The 17,489-nt window shown below is 35.8% G+C and carries 17 protein-coding genes; 16 read left to right on the top strand and 1 reads right to left on the bottom strand.

Annotated features, from left to right (window positions below):
- Positions 1-4 precede the first annotated feature (4 nt).
- From BR43_RS05860 to tuf, 8 genes are all read left to right on the top strand, one after another.
- On the top strand, positions 5-1,333 hold the full coding sequence (locus tag BR43_RS05860; protein ID WP_034560211.1) for a nucleobase:cation symporter-2 family protein: 1,329 nt from the start codon (positions 5-7) through the stop codon (positions 1,331-1,333).
- Between the two features lie 136 nt (positions 1,334-1,469).
- Positions 1,470-1,856: a hypothetical protein gene (locus BR43_RS05855; protein WP_034560209.1), complete on the top strand. Its 387-nt coding sequence runs from the start codon at positions 1,470-1,472 to the stop codon at positions 1,854-1,856.
- 3 nt (positions 1,857-1,859) lie between these two features.
- A complete protein-coding gene (locus BR43_RS05850; protein WP_034560207.1) occupies positions 1,860-2,408 on the top strand; it encodes a DUF2179 domain-containing protein in 549 nt (182 codons plus the stop codon).
- 131 nt (positions 2,409-2,539) lie between these two features.
- A complete protein-coding gene (purE, locus tag BR43_RS05845) occupies positions 2,540-3,028 on the top strand; it encodes a 5-(carboxyamino)imidazole ribonucleotide mutase (protein WP_034560205.1) in 489 nt (162 codons plus the stop codon).
- Entirely contained in the window at positions 3,012-4,142 is a 1,131-nt protein-coding gene (gene purK, locus BR43_RS05840; protein ID WP_034560203.1) for a 5-(carboxyamino)imidazole ribonucleotide synthase, read from the top strand. The genes purE and purK overlap by 17 nt, the downstream gene beginning before the upstream one ends.
- 13 nt (positions 4,143-4,155) lie before the next feature.
- A complete protein-coding gene (purB, locus tag BR43_RS05835) occupies positions 4,156-5,454 on the top strand; it encodes an adenylosuccinate lyase (RefSeq protein ID WP_034560201.1) in 1,299 nt (432 codons plus the stop codon).
- Positions 5,455-5,967: 513 nt separating this feature from the next.
- Positions 5,968-6,738, top strand: coding sequence for a DUF817 domain-containing protein (locus tag BR43_RS05830; RefSeq protein WP_034560199.1), 771 nt, complete (start codon positions 5,968-5,970; stop codon positions 6,736-6,738).
- Between the two features lie 280 nt (positions 6,739-7,018).
- Positions 7,019-8,206: an elongation factor Tu gene (gene tuf / locus BR43_RS05825; RefSeq protein WP_034560197.1), complete on the top strand. Its 1,188-nt coding sequence runs from the start codon at positions 7,019-7,021 to the stop codon at positions 8,204-8,206.
- A 67-nt stretch (positions 8,207-8,273) separates the two neighbouring features.
- Here the strand turns inward: tuf and gloA are convergent, their stop codons facing one another.
- Positions 8,274-8,654: a lactoylglutathione lyase gene (gene gloA / locus BR43_RS05820; RefSeq protein ID WP_034560195.1), complete on the bottom strand. Its 381-nt coding sequence runs from the start codon at positions 8,652-8,654 to the stop codon at positions 8,274-8,276.
- A 259-nt stretch (positions 8,655-8,913) separates the two neighbouring features.
- Between gloA and purC the strand changes: the two genes are divergently transcribed.
- The 8 genes from purC to purH all read left to right on the top strand — a co-directional run bounded on the left by purC (position 8,914) and on the right by purH (position 17,487).
- Positions 8,914-9,627, top strand: a complete 714-nt coding sequence (purC, locus tag BR43_RS05815; protein WP_034560193.1) for a phosphoribosylaminoimidazolesuccinocarboxamide synthase — start codon at positions 8,914-8,916, stop codon at positions 9,625-9,627.
- Between the two features lie 20 nt (positions 9,628-9,647).
- A complete protein-coding gene (purS, locus tag BR43_RS05810) occupies positions 9,648-9,896 on the top strand; it encodes a phosphoribosylformylglycinamidine synthase subunit PurS (protein WP_034560187.1) in 249 nt (82 codons plus the stop codon).
- Complete coding sequence (purQ, locus tag BR43_RS05805; RefSeq protein ID WP_034560185.1) at positions 9,897-10,574, top strand: phosphoribosylformylglycinamidine synthase subunit PurQ; 678 nt, start codon at positions 9,897-9,899, stop codon at positions 10,572-10,574. It begins immediately after the preceding gene.
- Positions 10,574-12,808 (top strand): phosphoribosylformylglycinamidine synthase subunit PurL, encoded by a 2,235-nt coding sequence (purL, locus tag BR43_RS05800; RefSeq protein WP_034560184.1) that lies wholly within the window; start codon positions 10,574-10,576, stop codon positions 12,806-12,808. Before purQ ends, purL begins: the two co-directional genes overlap by 1 nt.
- Complete coding sequence (gene purF / locus BR43_RS05795; RefSeq protein WP_034560182.1) at positions 12,793-14,232, top strand: amidophosphoribosyltransferase; 1,440 nt, start codon at positions 12,793-12,795, stop codon at positions 14,230-14,232. Before purL ends, purF begins: the two co-directional genes overlap by 16 nt.
- 71 nt (positions 14,233-14,303) lie before the next feature.
- A complete protein-coding gene (gene purM, locus BR43_RS05790; protein ID WP_034560181.1) occupies positions 14,304-15,347 on the top strand; it encodes a phosphoribosylformylglycinamidine cyclo-ligase in 1,044 nt (347 codons plus the stop codon).
- A gap of 2 nt (positions 15,348-15,349) precedes the next feature.
- Positions 15,350-15,952: a phosphoribosylglycinamide formyltransferase gene (purN, locus tag BR43_RS05785; RefSeq protein WP_034560179.1), complete on the top strand. Its 603-nt coding sequence runs from the start codon at positions 15,350-15,352 to the stop codon at positions 15,950-15,952.
- The gene (gene purH / locus BR43_RS05780; protein ID WP_034560177.1) at positions 15,949-17,487 is read left to right on the top strand and encodes a bifunctional phosphoribosylaminoimidazolecarboxamide formyltransferase/IMP cyclohydrolase; all 1,539 of its coding nucleotides are present in this window, start codon (positions 15,949-15,951) and stop codon (positions 17,485-17,487) included. The genes purN and purH overlap by 4 nt, the downstream gene beginning before the upstream one ends.
- Positions 17,488-17,489: the final 2 nt, after the last annotated feature.

Genomic DNA, 17,489 nt, shown 5'->3' with positions numbered 1-17,489 from the left:
GTCAATGTTATCAAATGGAAAATCAGCAGCATTAGGGTTACAACATGTATTAGCAATGTATGCAGGAGCAGTTATTGTTCCTTTATTAATTGGTGGAGCATTGAATTTTAGTCCTGAACAAATGACTTACTTAGTCTCAATTGATATATTTATGTGTGGCGTTGCTACGTTGTTACAATTAACTGTCAATAAATTTTTTGGAATTGGTTTACCAGTTGTGTTAGGTTGTGCGATTCAAGCTGTTTCACCATTAATCCTAATTGGTTCTAACCAAGGAATTGGTGCAATGTATGGATCAATTATTGTTGCAGGTATTTTCATTGTATTGATTTCAGGAGTCTTCTCTAAGGTGAAACGCTTTTTCCCGCCTGTTGTAACAGGAACAGTTATTACGGTTATTGGATTGACGTTGATTCCTGTAGCCCTTGAGAAAATGGGTGGTGGCAGTAAAACGATGTCAGATTTTGGCGATAGTAAGTTTTTATTGTTAGCTTTTGTAACAGTTGCAATCATTTTAATTGTTCAAGTATATGGAATTGGCTTTATGCGCTCAATTGCTGTTTTGATTGGTTTATTAGTTGGAACAGGATTAGCTGCTTTGATGGGAATGGTAGACTTGGCTCCGGTAGCTGAAGCGACTTGGTTCCATATGCCTCAACCTTTTTATTTTGGAACACCAACGTTTGAATGGTCTTCTATTTTAACGATGATTTTAATTTCTTTAGTGAGCATGGTTGAATCAACAGGTGTTTACTTTGCTTTGGGAGAAATTACTGATAAGAAAGTGAATGAAGATGATTTGAAACGAGGGTATCGTGCAGAGGGATTAGCGGTGTTATTAGGTGGTATTTTTAATACGTTCCCTTATACTGGTTTTTCTCAAAATGTTGGACTGGTACAATTATCTGGAATCAAAGATCGTAAACCAATTTATTTTTCAGCTGGTTTCTTAATTATTCTAGGGTTATTACCAAAAATTGGTGCAGTGGCTACGATTATTCCTGAACCTGTTCTTGGTGGAGCGATGCTTGTAATGTTTGGAATGGTTGCAACGCAAGGAATTCGTATGCTAGCTCATGTTAATTTCAACAATGAAAGTAATTTACTGATTGTTGCAATGTCGATAGGATTAGGTTTAGGCGTAACAGTTGTTCCTGATATATTCAAAAATTTCTCAACAACACTTCAATTATTTACTGGAAATGGTATTGTTGTGGCTAGTTTAACTTCAATTATTTTAAATATAGTATTTAATCGTAAAGAGCGTCAACAACAAGGTGATTCGGCAAAAGAACTAGGTAGTGAATTTGCTGATACAGGAAATAGTCATTAATTCATTTAACGTTTCATTAAATAAAATAGCGACAACGAAAGAAAAACTTAATTTTTCTTTCGTTGTTTTTTCTTGCAATTTTCGCTAGGATTGCTAATGTAAGGAGTAAGATATGTTTTAGAAAGAAGGATATAAATTGAAGCAGAATCAAAAGCAAATTTATTTTGCTAGTTATTTTTTTATTTTTGGAACAATTTTGTGGATTGGAACATTAGTCATTCGACATAATTTTGAGGTGACTAATTCGGTAGCTAATTTTTTCTTAGGGGCGATGCCGAATTTTGGAACTGCATGGATGTTGCCTAGTTTTCTAATCATAGTTGGAAATTTAGTAGCTAAAAAATCTTTATCTAGGAGAGTTATTTATTCTTTATTAGCAGGTACATTTATTTTACAGGTAGTATCTGAAGCCTATTATATGTATTTTAGTAATGGGAAATTTGAGTTATTAGATATTCTATTTGGGGTAGTCGCTTTAATTGTTTTGAACAGTGGAATTTTTGGTTTTAGAAGGGTGGAATAAAAAATGGGAATTGATATTAAGATGTTGGTGATGATTTTTGGAATTAGTTTGGCCTATATTACACTAAATACACTTCGCTTTATGTTGACGATGAAAGGGTATCGTTTTATTGCCCCTATTGTTAGTGTTTTTGAAATTACAATTTATGTTTTAGGGCTGAGTCTAGTCTTAAATCGTTTAGATAACCCTTGGAATTTGGCAGCTTATGCTATTGGTTATGGGGTTGGTATTGGCATTGGTATCCGAATCGAGGAGTTTTTAGCACTTGGCTATATTATGGTGACGGTAATTATTCAAGATACGGAAAGTAAATTACCAGAAGAATTACGTGATTTAGGGTATGGTGTGACGATGAATTATGCTTATGGACGTGAAGGTGAGCGAATGATTTTAGAAATTTTAAGTCCTCGTAAAAATGAGCGTGCTCTTTATAAAGAAGTTCATAATTTAGAACCAAAAGCCTTTTTGATTTCCTATGAGCCTAAATATATAAGTGGTGGATTTTGGACGAAAAAAGTAAAAAGAAGACAAAATAACCAAGGGAATAGCTGAAAAATCTGTCTTATTAGTTTTAAATACGAACATTTTGTTAGAAAATAATAATAATATTCGAAAATATTTTGACATGTATTTAGTAGCTTGTTAGAATAAAAGGGAAGATACGAGAAAATGGGGGACTAGACTTGAGTCAGAAAATTGCAATTATTATGGGAAGCACATCAGATTGGGAAACAATGAAGTTAGCTTGTGAGATTTTAGATGAGTTTGATGTTGAGTATCAAAAAAAAGTTATTTCGGCTCATCGAACACCAGATTATATGTTTGAATTTGCTGAAAATGCTCGTAAAAATGGGATTCAGGTTATTATTGCAGGAGCCGGTGGTGCAGCTCATTTACCAGGAATGGTAGCGGCAAAAACAACATTACCAGTAATCGGTGTTCCAATTGAAACGAAGATATTAAAAGGAATAGACTCCTTATTATCGATTGTGCAGATGCCTGGTGGAGTTCCTGTTGCAACTGTAGCAATCGGTAAAGCTGGCGCAACCAATGCTGGATTACTTGCTTTAGAAATGTTGTCAATGACAGACGAGGGAATTGCTGATAAACTAGATAAGAGAAGAGCAAAATTAAAAGAAAAAGTAATGGAAAGTAGTGATGAACTTGTCTAATTTGATTATCCCTGGTAAAACAATTGGTATTATTGGTGGTGGGCAGTTAGGTCGCATGATGACTTTGGCCGCAAAAAAAATGGGCTATGTTGTTGGCGTTTTAGATCCAGAAAGAAATTGCCCGACTGCTCAAGTAGCTGATTGGCACATTACGGCAAAATACAATGATGTAGAAGCATTGAGAGAGCTGGCGCTTCGTAGCGATGTTGTGACGTATGAATTTGAAAATGTAGATGTGGATGCGATTACTAAGATTGAGCATCTGGTTCATTTGCCACAAGGTAGTGAATTGCTTTCAATCACTCAAGATCGTCTATTGGAAAAAGCTTATCTAGAAGAGAACAATATCAATATTGCCCCCTATGCGACGATTATTGAATTACAAGATATCGCAGATTCAATTGATAGTATTGGATTTCCCTGTGTGTTAAAAACAATTCGTGGTGGGTATGATGGTAAAGGTCAAATTGTTTTATATGGTGAAGAAGATATTTCTAAGTGTGAGCTTTTATTAAAAACAGGTATATGTGTGTTAGAAGCCTGGATTCCTTTTGAACGTGAATGTTCTGTCATGGTTGCTCGGAATGAAGCTGGCGAGATTAGTGTCATGCCTGTAGCCGAGAATTTACATCGTAACAATATTTTACATGAAACCATTGTACCTGCTCGAATAGACGAAGAGATTACGGAAGAAGTTCAGCTTGTAGCAACAAGAATTGCGGAAAAATTGAACTTAGTTGGTGTTTTAGGAATTGAAATGTTTTTAACATCGTCAGGTTCTCTTTATGTAAATGAATTGGCACCACGTCCTCATAATTCAGGACATTATAGTATTGAAGCTTGTTCATTTTCACAATTTGATCTTCATATTCGTGGGATTTGTGGTTGGCCACTACCAGAAGTGAAGCTACTGTCAAAAGCAGTTATGGTAAATATATTAGGCGAACAAATTGAAGAATCAGTTTTTCAAATTTTACTGAAACCAGATTGGCATTTTCATTATTATGGCAAAGATATGCCTAAGTTAGGACGCAAAATGGGGCATATTACTATTTTGACAGAAAATATTGAACGAACATTAGAAACAATTGAAAATACAGGAATTTGGGAATAGGAGCGAAAAACGAATGATTGAACGTTATACACGACCTGAGATGGGTGCTATTTGGACAGATAAAAACCGTTATCAAACTTGGCTTGAGGTAGAAATTTTAGCTTCGGAAGCTTGGGCAGAACTTGGAGAAATTCCTAAAGAAGATGTGGCAAAGATTCGTGAAAGAGCTTCTTTTGATGTAGCCCGTATTTTAGAGATTGAAGCAGAAACCCGTCATGATGTAGTCGCTTTTACTCGTGCCGTTTCAGAATCTTTAGGATATGAACGCAAATGGGTTCACTACGGTTTAACAAGTACGGATATTGTGGATACGGCTTATGGTTATCAATTAAAACAAGTCAATGATCTTTTACGTCAAGATTTGCAAAACTTTTTAGAAATTGTTGGAGCAAAAGCAAAAGAACATAAAATGACAGTTATGATGGGGAGAACCCATGGTGTTCATGCAGAACCGACTACATTTGGCTTAAAATTAGCTCTTTGGTACTCAGAAATGAAACGAAATATTGAACGTTTTGATCATGCAGCTAAAGGTGTTGAAGCTGGTAAGATTAGTGGAGCTGTTGGAACTTTTGCAAATACGCCTCCCTTTGTTGAAGAATTTGTTTGTAACAAACTTGGAATTCGTCCTCAAGAGATTTCAACTCAAGTTCTGCCTCGTGATTTGCATGCAGAATATATGAGCTCAATTGCGTTAATTGCGACAAGTATTGAAAAATTTGCTACGGAAATTCGTGGTTTACAAAAATCAGAAACTCGCGAAGTGGAAGAGTTCTTTGCTAAAGGACAAAAAGGATCATCAGCAATGCCTCATAAACGCAATCCTATTGGTTCTGAAAATATGTCAGGCTTAGCTCGTGTCATTCGTGGACATATGGTAACGGCCTATGAGAATGTTAGTTTATGGCATGAACGAGATATTTCACATTCGTCAGCGGAGCGAATTATTTTGCCAGATGCAACGATTTTATTGGACTATATGTTGAATCGTTTTAGCAATATTGTTAAAAATCTGACGGTTTTCCCAGAAAACATGTTACGTAATATGGATGCGACTTTTGGTTTGATCTACAGCCAACGTGTATTATTGAAATTAATTGATAACGGAATGAGCCGTGAAGCTGCTTATGATTTAGTTCAACCTAAAACAGCTATTTCATGGGATGAGCAAGTGGCTTTCCGTCCTTTATTAGATGCTGATCCACAAATTACGACAGTCTTAAGTCCAGCAGAATTAGATGATGCTTTTGACTATCACTATCATTTGAAAAATGTTGATGTTATTTTTGATCGTGTCGGTTTAGGCAAATAAAAAGAGAAACTATTGTTAAGCATTTCTTTATTAGGAAGCTTGGCAATAGTTTTTTTCTTTAAAATAAAACATGTATGTTTCATTATCCTTTAAATAGTATAAAAACAATAAAAAACTACGATTGGATAAATTTACCTCGAGAAAAAAATATTTGCTAGGCCTTCATTAGAAGGAGAAATCTAAATAGAAAGTGAGAAAATAAATAATTTATCACTATGGGATTGCTGATTAGCGTAGTTCAAGAAATTAATTTTAGTAAAAAAAGCCACTCATTTGGAGGATGAGTGGCTAAAAGGAGTTGGTTCTTTACTTTGGAGGAGTAAAGAAAATGAAAAAGTTTTGTTTTGTTATTTTTAGTATAAATATAGTATACAAGTAAAATATGAAGAATTTATGACTAAATTAATTTAAAAATGTGAAAAAAATATGACTTTTATGAATTTCTTTGCATCTTATTAAGAATTTCTTTAGTAAATAAGTAGATACTTTATTAGTAGAAGGAGTGTTTAGTAAATGCGAGTTATTAAAGTGTTGAGCCAATTTACGTATCAGCAAGTTTTATGTTGTTTATTTCCAGGTCTAATTTTTCTTTCACTAGCACTGACAAAATACTTAATGGTACCGGGTATTGCACGCTATGATTTACTTTTAGCAATTTGTATCTTAATTCAAGTAGGATTGTTGTTTTTTAAATTGGAAACAATAGATGAACTAAAAGTAATTATGCTATTTCATATTATTGGCTTGGCTTTGGAAATATATAAAGTGAATATCGGGTCATGGAGTTATCCAGGTGACGGATTTTGGAAACTAGGGGGAGTTCCATTATATAGTGGTTTTATGTATTCAAGTATTGGAAGTTATATTTGCAAAGCGTGGAAAGTTTTTGATTTACAAATGAGTCGTTGGCCTAACCAGAAATTGGTAGTTTTACTTAGTAGTGCTATTTATTTTAATTTTTATACCCATCATTATGTTTGGGATTTCCGTTGGTTATTGATGTTCTTAGTTTTTGTTTTATTTTACCGAACTTGGGTTTATTTCAAAGTAGGTGAAAAAACTTTTAAAATGCCTATGAGTGTGTCTTTTTTCTGTATCGCTTTTTTTATCTGGATAGCTGAAAATATTGCCAGTTTTTTTGGTGCTTGGTCCTATCCCGATCAACTGGCTAAATGGCGGTTGGTTCATTTAGGAAAAATTACAAGTTGGTATTTGTTGATTATTATCAGTATCATGATTGTTGCTCAATTGAAATTTACAAAAGAACGAAAAATAATCAAATAGTCTAGTTCAAATTTAATTAAAGAGGCTAGTAAAAAAATGTTTATTTAACCATTATTTATGAAAATAAAAAGTTTGAGGTAAAGCTATTTTTTAGTTTTGCCCAAGATTCTCTCTAACTAAAATTGTTTTCAAATTATAACTTACAAAAAATAAGTAAAAGTTCTTGCTATTTATCTTAAATGGGTGTATAACTATGTTATGAGGTTGGTCAATAAAGGTCAAACTCATAAAAGGGGTTTAGTTTAAGGCTAAACGAATCACTCAAGGAGGTTTGTAAGTTATGGCAAAACAACATTATGAAAGAACAAAAGAACACGTTAACATCGGAACAATTGGTCACGTTGACCACGGAAAGACTACACTGACAGCGGCAATTACTTCGGTCTTAGCTAAGAAAGGTCTTGCAAATCCTCAAGATTACGCAAGCATCGATGCTGCCCCTGAAGAGCGCGAAAGAGGAATTACAATTAACACTGCCCATGTTGAATATGAAACTGAAAAACGTCACTATGCACATATCGATGCACCAGGACATGCGGATTATGTAAAAAATATGATTACTGGTGCTGCACAAATGGATGGAGCAATCTTAGTAGTATCTGCAACAGATGGACCAATGCCACAAACTCGTGAGCATATTTTATTAGCAAACCAAGTTGGAGTAGCTAATTTAATTGTCTTTATGAATAAAGTTGATCTAGTTGATGATGAAGAATTACTTGATTTAGTGGAAATGGAAATTCGTGAATTGCTTTCTGAATACAATTATCCAGGTGATGATATTCCTGTGATTCGTGGTTCAGCACTTAAAGCTTTAGAAGGTGATGCCGATGCAGAAGCAAAAATTATGGAATTAATGGATACGGTGGATAGCTATATTCCTACCCCAGAAAGAGATATGGATAAACCATTTTTGATGCCGATTGAAGATGTCTTTACCATCACAGGTCGTGGAACAGTAGCAAGTGGTAGAATTGATCGTGGGACAGTTAAAGTTGGTGAAGAAGTTGAATTAATTGGCTTGTTCCCAGAAGTGAAAAAGACAACTGTTACAGGGATTGAAATGTTTAAAAAAATTCTAGATTTAGGTGAAGCAGGAGATAACGTTGGGATTCTATTACGTGGAATCGGACGTGATGAAATTGAACGTGGTCAAGTTTTAGCTAAACCAGGTAGCATTACGCCTCATACAAAATTTAAAGGTGAAGTGTATATTCTATCTAAAGAAGAAGGTGGACGTCATACTCCATTCTTCACTAATTATCGCCCACAATTCTATATCCGAACTACGGATGTAACTGGTGTAATTGAGTTGCCAGTAGGAATTGATATGGTTATGCCAGGGGATAATGTTACTATTGATGTTGAGTTAATTGCTCCAATCGCTGTTGAAGTAGGGACTAAATTCTCCATCCGTGAAGGTGGAAGAACAGTTGGTGCTGGAGTAGTCACTGAAATCGAAAAATAATAAATTAAACTAGCTCTAGTTGAATTGTGTAATTGCAATCAACTAGAGCTAGTTTTTTTATCTATCTTTAATTTTGGATAACTTCAGTCTTGTAACCATCAGGATCTTTAATGAAGTAGTAAGTTGGATCTGTTCCCGGTAACCCCATTAATTTAGTCACATTATACCCCTCAGCTTCGTGCGCGGCATGGCTAGCTTTTAAATCATCCACTCCAATGGCGATATGCCCATAGCCATCACCAATCTCATAGGGTTCGGCTTTATCGTAATTGTAAGTTAATTCAAGCTCATAGCCACCGTCTTCAAAGGCTAAGTAAACAAGTGTAAATTGGTGCTCAGGAAAATCTTTGCGCCTAGTTTCTTTTAAATTTAATGCTTTTGTATAAAAAGCCATTGATTTATCTAGATTTTGAACACGAATACAAGTGTGTAACATTTTGTTTGTCATGATTTAAGCTCCTTTATAAATAGGTTACACATTAATTGTACTAAACTATGCACTAGATATCAAAAATAAATAACTTCAACAATAATTTGTATTTTTAAAAACACGAACATTAAATATTTAAGTTCGTTAAAATATTCGTAAATTTAGTTGACAGAGCATTTTAGTCTTGTTAAAATAAAAGTATAAAACATGAATGATTTCCTTTTATTATATTTTAATGTTCATGTATTTGGGAATAAAATTAGGAGGTCTTGATTAAGTGGAGAAAAAAGAGCTTTTGTATGAAGGAAAGGCAAAAAAATTATTTAAAACAAATGAGGAAGAAAAGTTATGGGTAACTTATCTGAATCAAGCAACAGCATTAAATGGTGTCAAAAAAGATACTATTGCTGGTAAGGGGCAATTAAATAATCAGATTACTAGTTTGATTTTTAGTTATTTAAAGCAAGCTGGAATCAACAGTCATTTTATTCAACAAATTTCTGAAACTGATCAATTGATTGAAGCTGTTAAGATGTTTCCATTAGAAGTTGTTATTCGTAATGTGGCAGCAGGAAGCTTTTCTAAACGATTAGGAATTTCAGAAGGTACAGCACTAGATTTTCCAATCTTAGAATTTTATTTTAAAGAAGATAAATTAGATGATCCTATGATTAATGAAGACCATATTGCTTATTTAAAAATTGCAACAAAATCAGAAGTTCAGCAAATTAAAGAACTGGCTCACAGGATTAATTTAGCATTGATTCAGTTATTTAAAGACATTGGAATTCGTTTAGTGGACTTCAAACTTGAATTCGGCAAACGCCAAGACGGCACAATTATTTTAGCAGATGAGATTTCACCAGATACATGTCGTTTATGGGATTTAGCAACAAATGAGCATTTAGATAAAGATATTTATCGTTTAGATTTAGGCGATTTAGTTCCAGTATATGAGGAAGTTTTAACACGTTTAAAAAAATTAAATTAAGAATAAAGGGGCAACTAAAAATGTATCTTGTAAAAGTTTATGTTATGTATAAGGAATCGGTTTTAGATCCACAAGGTGAGGCTGTTAAAGGAGCTGTTCATCGTTTAGGATATGAAGAAATTCAAGATATTCGCATCGGAAAATATTTTGAGATTAAAGTTGCAAAAGTAGATCGTCCAATTGAAGAAACGATTGAAGCTGTTTGTGACAAATTATTAGCCAACGTAGTAATGGAAAGTTACCGTTATGAAATTCAGGAGGAAGTCTAGATGAGATTTGCTGTGATCGTTTTTCCAGGATCAAATTGTGATATGGATATGCTTTCTGCTATAACGGATATTTTAGGTGAAGAAGCAGAATATGTGCGCCATCAAGAAACGAGTTTAGCTGGTTTTGACGGAGTGTTATTACCAGGTGGTTTCTCTTATGGTGATTATTTGCGTTGTGGTGCGATTGCTCGATTTTCGGCAATTATGCCTGAGGTTATCCGTTTTGCTAAAGAAGGAAAACCAGTATTCGGAACGTGTAATGGTTTTCAAATTTTATTAGAAGCAGGCTTATTGCCAGGGGCTTTACGTCGAAATGAATCCTTACATTTTATTTGTAAGACAGTAGGACTAAAAGTAGTAAATAACCAGACTAAATTTACTTCAGAGTATGAAAAAGACGAAGTTATCCAAATTCCGATTGCTCATGGAGAAGGAAATTATTACTGTGATGAAACTACTCTTGAAGAGCTAAAGACGAACAATCAAATTGTTTTTACTTATGCAAATGAGAACCCAAATGGGAGTCTAGCTGATATTGCGGGAATTGTGAATAAGGAAGGAAATGTTTTTGGTATGATGCCACATCCAGAACGTGCAGTAGAAAATATTCTAGGTTCTAGTGATGGACTACGTTTCTTTAAATCAATTGTAGAGAATTATGGAAAGGTGACAAACTAATGACGAAACTAGTACATGAACCAACTCCAGAAGAAATTAAAGAGCGTAAAATTTATCAACAATGGGGGTTAACGGATGAAGAATATTATATGATTACCGATTGTATTTTGAAACGTTTACCTAATTATACGGAAACTGGGCTTTTTTCAGTGATGTGGAGTGAACATTGTTCGTATAAAAATTCGAAACCTGTCTTGAAAAAATTTCCAACAAGTGGACCACAGGTTTTACAAGGACCTGGTGAAGGTGCGGGGATTGTTGATATTGGCGACAATCAAGCAGTTGTTTTTAAAGCTGAAAGCCATAATCATCCATCAGCTGTGGAGCCTTATGAAGGGGCAGCTACAGGAGTTGGGGGTATTATTCGTGATATCTTTAGTATGGGTGCTAGACCGATTGCAATCTTAGATTCATTGCGTTTTGGTGAATTAGATAATCAACGAACAAAATATTTGCTGGAAGAAGTAGTTGCAGGGATTGCTGGATATGGAAACTGTATTGGGATTCCAACGGTTGGTGGTGAGATTGCTTTTGATCCTTGCTATGCTGGAAATCCGTTAGTGAATGCGATGTGTGTTGGATTAATTGACCATAAAGATATTCAAAAAGGACAAGCAAAAGGTGTCGGTAATTCAATTATGTATGTGGGTGCGAAAACTGGACGCGACGGAATTCATGGAGCAACATTTGCATCAGAAGAATTTAGCGATGAAGAGGAAACACAACGTTCTGCAGTTCAAGTTGGAGATCCTTTCATGGAAAAATTATTATTAGAAGCTTGTTTAGAATTGATTTATGATTATCAAGATATTCTAATTGGAATTCAAGATATGGGAGCAGCTGGTTTGGTTTCTTCAAGTTCAGAAATGGCTTCTAAAGCAGGCAGTGGCTTAATCTTGAATTTAGATGATGTGCCACAGCGAGAAACGGAAATGACTCCCTATGAAATGATGCTTTCTGAATCGCAAGAGCGGATGTTGATTTGTGTAGAGAAAGGCTCTGAGGAACGTGTCAAAGAATTGTTTGACCGCTATGAATTAGAGGCCGTTACAATTGGACATGTGACAGATGATGGTATGTACCGTTTATATCACGAAGGAAAGTTAGTTGCAGATTTACCTGTAGATGCACTAGCAGAGGATGCTCCAACTTATTATAAACCTTACAAAGAACCAGCTCGAGTGAAAGAATTTGCAGAGATGGCCGATTATATTCCAACTGCTACCAATCCAACTGAAACACTAGAAAAATTAGTACAACAACCTACAATTGCTTCAAAACGTTCAATCTTTGAAAAATATGATTCAATGGTACGAACAAGTACAGTTGTTGGACCAGGAAGTGATGCAGCGGTTGTTCGTATTCGTGGAACGGAGAAAGCCTTGGCTTTAACAACGGATTGTAATGCACGTTACTTGTATTTAAACCCAGAAATTGGTGGGCAAATTGCAGTCGCAGAAGCGGCACGTAACATTGTTTGTAGTGGTGGAAAACCATTGGCAATTACCGATTGTTTAAATTATGGAAATCCTGATAAACCAGAAATATTCTGGGAATTATGGACTTCAGCAGATGGAATTGCAGCAGCTTGTACAACACTTGATACTCCAGTTATTTCTGGAAATGTTTCGATGTACAATGAATTTAATAGTCAAGCGATTTATCCAACACCAATGATTGGGATGGTTGGTTTAATTCAGAATTTAAAGGATGTAACTACGCAAGACTTTAAAAATGATGGAGATGTTATTTTTATTGTTGGAACGACAGCAGCAGATTTTAATGGTTCAGAATTACAAAAATTAGAAATAGGTAAAATTGAAGGTCAGCTAATGGACTTTGATTTAGCCGTTGAGAAAGCTCGACAAGACAAAGTTTTGGCAGCGATTCAAGGTGGGTTAGTCGCTAGTGCCCATGATACATCAGAAGGTGGATTGGCAGTAGCTTTAGCTGAATCAGCATTTGGTGGGACAGCTACGAATCTAGGATTGACTATTTCAGTTGATTTACCAGTTAATTGGTTATTTAGTGAAACACAATCACGTTATGTTATTTCTGTGAAACCAGAGAATGTTGCTGCATTTAGTGAGTTATTTGGTGAAGATGCTAGTCAAGTTGGGACCGTAACAGCTGATGGGAAATTAACGATTCAAGCTGAAAATGACAAAATTGAAGCAACGGTTTCTGAGTTGAAACAACTATGGGAGGATGCGATTCCATGCCTACTGAAGTAAAAAGTTTAAATGAAGAATGTGGTGTTTTTGGTGTCTGGGGACATCATGATGCAGCTCGATTAAGCTATTTTGGTTTGCATAGTTTGCAACATCGTGGTCAAGAAGGTGCTGGAATTGTTGCAAATAACAAAGGGAAATTAAAAGGTCATCGGAATGTTGGTTTGATTGCTGAAGTTTTTAAAGATGAAGCTGAGCTAGAGCGTTTAAAAGGCAATGCAGCAATTGGTCATGTGCGTTACGGAACATCTGGTAGTGGTGGAATTAATAACATCCAACCGTTCTTATTTAAGTTCTATGATAGCGAAGTAGCTTTGGCTCATAATGGAAATTTAATTAATGCTAAAAGCTTACGTTTTGAATTGGAACGTGAAGGTGCGATTTTTCACTCAAATTCTGATACGGAAGTTTTAATGCATCTGATTCGTCGTAGTAAAGAAGAAACCTTTTTAGAAAAGTTAAAAGAGAGCTTGAATATTGTTAAAGGTGGATTTGCTTATTTACTTTTAACGGAAGATGCCATGATTGGCGCATTAGATCCCAATGGTTTTCGTCCCCTTTCAATTGGTCAAATGCAAAATGGAGCCTATATTTTAGCTAGTGAAACTTGTGCATTAGATGTTGTTGGTGCTAAATTTGTGCGCCAAGTAATGCCAGGAGAAATTGTGATTATTGACGATGCAGGTTACCGTATTGAAAAATATACAAACGAGACAACGATGTCTATTTGTTCAATGGAATATATTTACTTTGCTAGACCGGATTCAGATATTGCAGGTGTCAATGTCCATACGGCTCGCAAAAATATGGGACGTCGTTTGGCAGTAGAAGCTCCTGTTGATGCAGATATTGTTATTGGAGTGCCAAATTCTTCTTTATCAGCTGCTAGTGGTTATGCTGAAATGAGTGGGATTCCGTATGAAATGGGTCTAGTGAAAAATCAATATGTCGCTCGAACCTTTATTCAACCAACACAAGAACTAAGAGAGCAAGGCGTTCGTATGAAACTTTCAGCAGTTCGTGGTGTAGTGGAAGGGAAAAAAGTGGTTATGGTAGATGATTCAATTGTTCGTGGCACAACGAGTCGCAGAATTGTTGATTTGTTAAGAGAGGCTGGAGCTAGTGAGGTTCATGTCCGCATCGGTTCACCTCCTCTACGTTATCCATGTTTTTATGGAATTGACATTCAAACACGAGAAGAATTAATTGCAGCGAATCATTCAGTCAAAGAAATTGAAAGTCTGATTGGTGCTGACAGCTTAGCGTATCTAAGTGAAGATGGTTTAATTGAATCAATTGGTCTGAATTATGATGCACCGTATAGCGGTTTATGTATGGCTTATTTTAACGGCGATTTTCCAACGGATTTGTATGATTATGAAGCAGATTATTTGAAATCTTTAGAAGAAACTCAAGAACAGAAGTAGACAAATTTACAGAGTTTTGCGTTTCAAGACGTAAATCTCTGGGGAATTTTACGAGATGGAGGACAAATAAAATGGCAAATGCCTATTCAAAGGCTGGAGTAGATGTTGAAGCAGGTTATGAAACAGTAGAGCGAATCAAAAAACACGTCAAACGAACTGAACGCTTAGGTGTGATGGGAGCATTAGGTGGCTTTGGTGGATGCTTCGATTTAACGACTACTGGGGTGAAAGAGCCGGTTTTAGTTTCTGGAACAGATGGCGTTGGAACGAAATTAATGATTGCTATTGCAATGGACCAGCATGAAACGATTGGAATTGATTGTGTCGCTATGTGTGTCAATGATGTGATTGCCCAAGGAGCAGAGCCATTATATTTCTTAGATTATATTGCAACAGGAAAAAATATCCCTGCTCGTTTAGAACAAATTGTTGCAGGTGTAGCAGAAGGTTGTGTTCAAGCGGGAGCTGCATTAATTGGTGGAGAAACGGCTGAAATGCCTGGGATGTATACTGCTGATGAGTATGATTTAGCAGGGTTTACAGTTGGTGTTGCAGAGAAACAAAATTTAATTCAAGCAGGAGATATTAAGGCTGGGGATACACTGATTGGAATTGCATCAAGTGGCATCCATTCTAATGGTTATTCATTAGTTCGGAAAGTTTTCTTTGAACAAAATCAATTTAATTATGACTCTGAATTGCCAGAGCTGCCAGGTCGTAGCCTAGGTTCTGAACTATTAACGCCAACAAAAATTTATGTCCAAGCATTGTTGCCTTTGATTAAAAAGAAAATTATTCATGGGATTGCCCATATTACTGGAGGTGGGTTTGTGGAGAATATTCCACGGATGTTGCCAGAAGGATTAGCCGCTGAGATTCAATTAGGCAGTTGGGAAGTCTTGCCTATTTTTAAAGCATTAGAAAAATACGGAGATATTCCAAATCAAGAAATGTATGAAATTTTTAATATGGGAATTGGAATGGTTTTAGCGGTTCCTACAAATCAAGTAGCTGAAATCCTTAAACAATTGGAAGAAGCTGGAGAAGTGGCATCAGTCATTGGAACAGTTGTTCCTAAAGTAAAACAAGAGTTAATTCTTAAAAAAGAGGTGTGAGGATGAAGTTAGCGATCTTTGCTTCGGGAAATGGAAGTAACTTTGCAGCGATTGCCGAGGCCGTCAAAGAGGGCACCATCAACGCCGAGTTAGTATTGTTATTTTGTGACAAAAGGCAAGCCTATGTAATTCAGCGTAGTCAAGAATTAGGAATTTCGACTATTTGTTTTGAGCCAAAAGATTTTGTAAATAAGGCTGCTTATGAACAAGAACTTTTACAAATATTAAAAGTAAACCAAGTTGATCTAGTTGTGTTAGCTGGCTATATGCGATTGATTGGTCCAACCTTATTAAAAGTATATAGCAATCGCATTCTAAATATTCATCCAGCTTTGTTACCTGATTTTCCTGGTTTACATGGAATTCGTGATGCTTTTGAGGCTGGAGTTATTGAAACAGGTGTCACAGTCCATTTCGTAGATGATGGTGTTGATACAGGACCCATCGTTGCACAGGAGTCGGTTTTTATTGATGAAAAGGATACGCTAGAAATGTTAGAAGAACGTATTCATCAAGTAGAACATCAAGTTTATCCAAAGGTTATTCAAGAAACGATTGAAAAATTAAGTAAAACAAACGAATGGAAATGGAGTGTTGAAGGATGACAAGAGCATTGATTAGTGTTTCAGATAAAACGGGGATTGTCGAATTTACCAAAGCTTTAATTGAGCATGGTGTTGAGATTATTTCTACAGGTGGAACGAAGAAAGCACTAGAAGATGCTGGAGTAGTGACGATTGGTATTGAAGAGGTAACCGATTTTCCAGAAATGATGGATGGTCGTGTTAAAACGTTGCATCCCCTAATCCATGGCGGTTTACTTGGTCGTCGTGATTTGGAGTCGCATTTATCAGCAATGGCTGAGCATCACATTCAACCTATTGATTTCGTTTGTGTGAATTTGTATCCATTTAAAGAAACGATTATGAAGCCAGATGTAACCACTGCTGAGGCGATTGAAAATATTGATATTGGTGGACCCAGTATGTTACGCAGTGGAGCGAAAAATTATGCTTCAGTAACGGTCGTCGTTGATCCAAGCGATTATCAAGTAGTAATTGATGAGTTAGTGGCAAATGAGGGGAAAACAACTTTAGCGACTAGGGAAAAATTAGCTGCAAAAGTTTTTCGTCATACAGCAAGTTACGATGCATTGATTGCTAGTTTCTTAACGGATCTAGTCGGAGAAACAGAACCAGAAACAATTACAATGACCTTTGATCGTAAACAAAGCTTGCGTTATGGTGAAAATAGTCATCAAGAAGCAAGTTTTTATGCAGAACCTTTAGCGGTTGATTATTCAATTGTGAATGCTACACAAATTCATGGTAAGGAACTTTCATATAATAATATTAAAGATGCTGATGCAGCTATTCGGATTGCTCGTGAATTCTCTGAACCAGTAGCGGTGGCTGTCAAACATATGAACCCTTGTGGTGTAGGGATTGGCGAAACTGTTTATGAAGCTTTTGAGCGTGCTTACAATGCAGATCCGGTTTCGATATTTGGTGGGATTATTGTCTTAAATCGTGAAGTTGATTTGGCAACTGCTGAAAAACTACATGGTATTTTCTTAGAAATTATTATTGCACCAAGCTTTGGAAAATCTGCTTTAGAAGTATTGACGAAAAAGAAAAATTTACGTTTAATGACGCTAGATTTTGAACATGCTTTAGTTAAAGGAATAGAAGCAACCAGTGTTTTAGGTGGATTATTGATTCAAGATCAAGACTTGCTAAGCCCAGAAGAAACACCAGAATGGGAAGTTGTTACAGAACGTCAACCAACAGCGGAAGAATTAAAAGCGATGGAATTTTCTTGGAAAGTTATGAAACATGTGAAAAGCAATGCCATTGTTGTGGCAAATGCAGAACATACTTTAGGCGTTGGTGCAGGGCAAATGAATCGTGTTGGTTCAGTTAAGATTGCGTTAGAGCAAGCAGCTGGTAAATTAGATGGAGCTGTTTTAGCCAGCGATGCTTTTTTTCCAATGAATGATAGTGTGGAATATGCAGCCAAACATGGAATTAAAGCCATTATTCAACCAGGTGGAAGTATGAAAGATCAAGATTCAATTGATATGGCCAATCAATATGGTGTGGCGATGATTTTCACTAAAGTTAGACATTTTAGACATTAAAA

The organism is Carnobacterium gallinarum DSM 4847 (genome assembly GCF_000744375.1).
Classification (GTDB): domain Bacteria; phylum Bacillota; class Bacilli; order Lactobacillales; family Carnobacteriaceae; genus Carnobacterium; species Carnobacterium gallinarum.
The sequence above is the reverse complement of the archived record's forward strand: the minus strand, read 5'-3'. Positions and strand labels throughout refer to the sequence as shown.

Coding starts and splice junctions, on each gene's coding strand:
- BR43_RS05860 (WP_034560211.1), top strand. CDS start 5: ATGTTATCAAATGGAAAATCAGCAGCATTAGGGTTACAACATGTATTA.
- BR43_RS05850 (WP_034560207.1), top strand. CDS start 1,860: ATGGGAATTGATATTAAGATGTTGGTGATGATTTTTGGAATTAGTTTG.
- purB (WP_034560201.1), top strand. CDS start 4,156: ATGATTGAACGTTATACACGACCTGAGATGGGTGCTATTTGGACAGAT.
- BR43_RS05830 (WP_034560199.1), top strand. CDS start 5,968: ATGCGAGTTATTAAAGTGTTGAGCCAATTTACGTATCAGCAAGTTTTA.
- tuf (WP_034560197.1), top strand. CDS start 7,019: ATGGCAAAACAACATTATGAAAGAACAAAAGAACACGTTAACATCGGA.
- gloA (WP_034560195.1), bottom strand. CDS start 8,654: ATGACAAACAAAATGTTACACACTTGTATTCGTGTTCAAAATCTAGAT.
- purS (WP_034560187.1), top strand. CDS start 9,648: ATGTATCTTGTAAAAGTTTATGTTATGTATAAGGAATCGGTTTTAGAT.
- purQ (WP_034560185.1), top strand. CDS start 9,897: ATGAGATTTGCTGTGATCGTTTTTCCAGGATCAAATTGTGATATGGAT.
- purL (WP_034560184.1), top strand. CDS start 10,574: ATGACGAAACTAGTACATGAACCAACTCCAGAAGAAATTAAAGAGCGT.
- purF (WP_034560182.1), top strand. CDS start 12,793: ATGCCTACTGAAGTAAAAAGTTTAAATGAAGAATGTGGTGTTTTTGGT.
- purM (WP_034560181.1), top strand. CDS start 14,304: ATGGCAAATGCCTATTCAAAGGCTGGAGTAGATGTTGAAGCAGGTTAT.
- purN (WP_034560179.1), top strand. CDS start 15,350: ATGAAGTTAGCGATCTTTGCTTCGGGAAATGGAAGTAACTTTGCAGCG.
- purH (WP_034560177.1), top strand. CDS start 15,949: ATGACAAGAGCATTGATTAGTGTTTCAGATAAAACGGGGATTGTCGAA.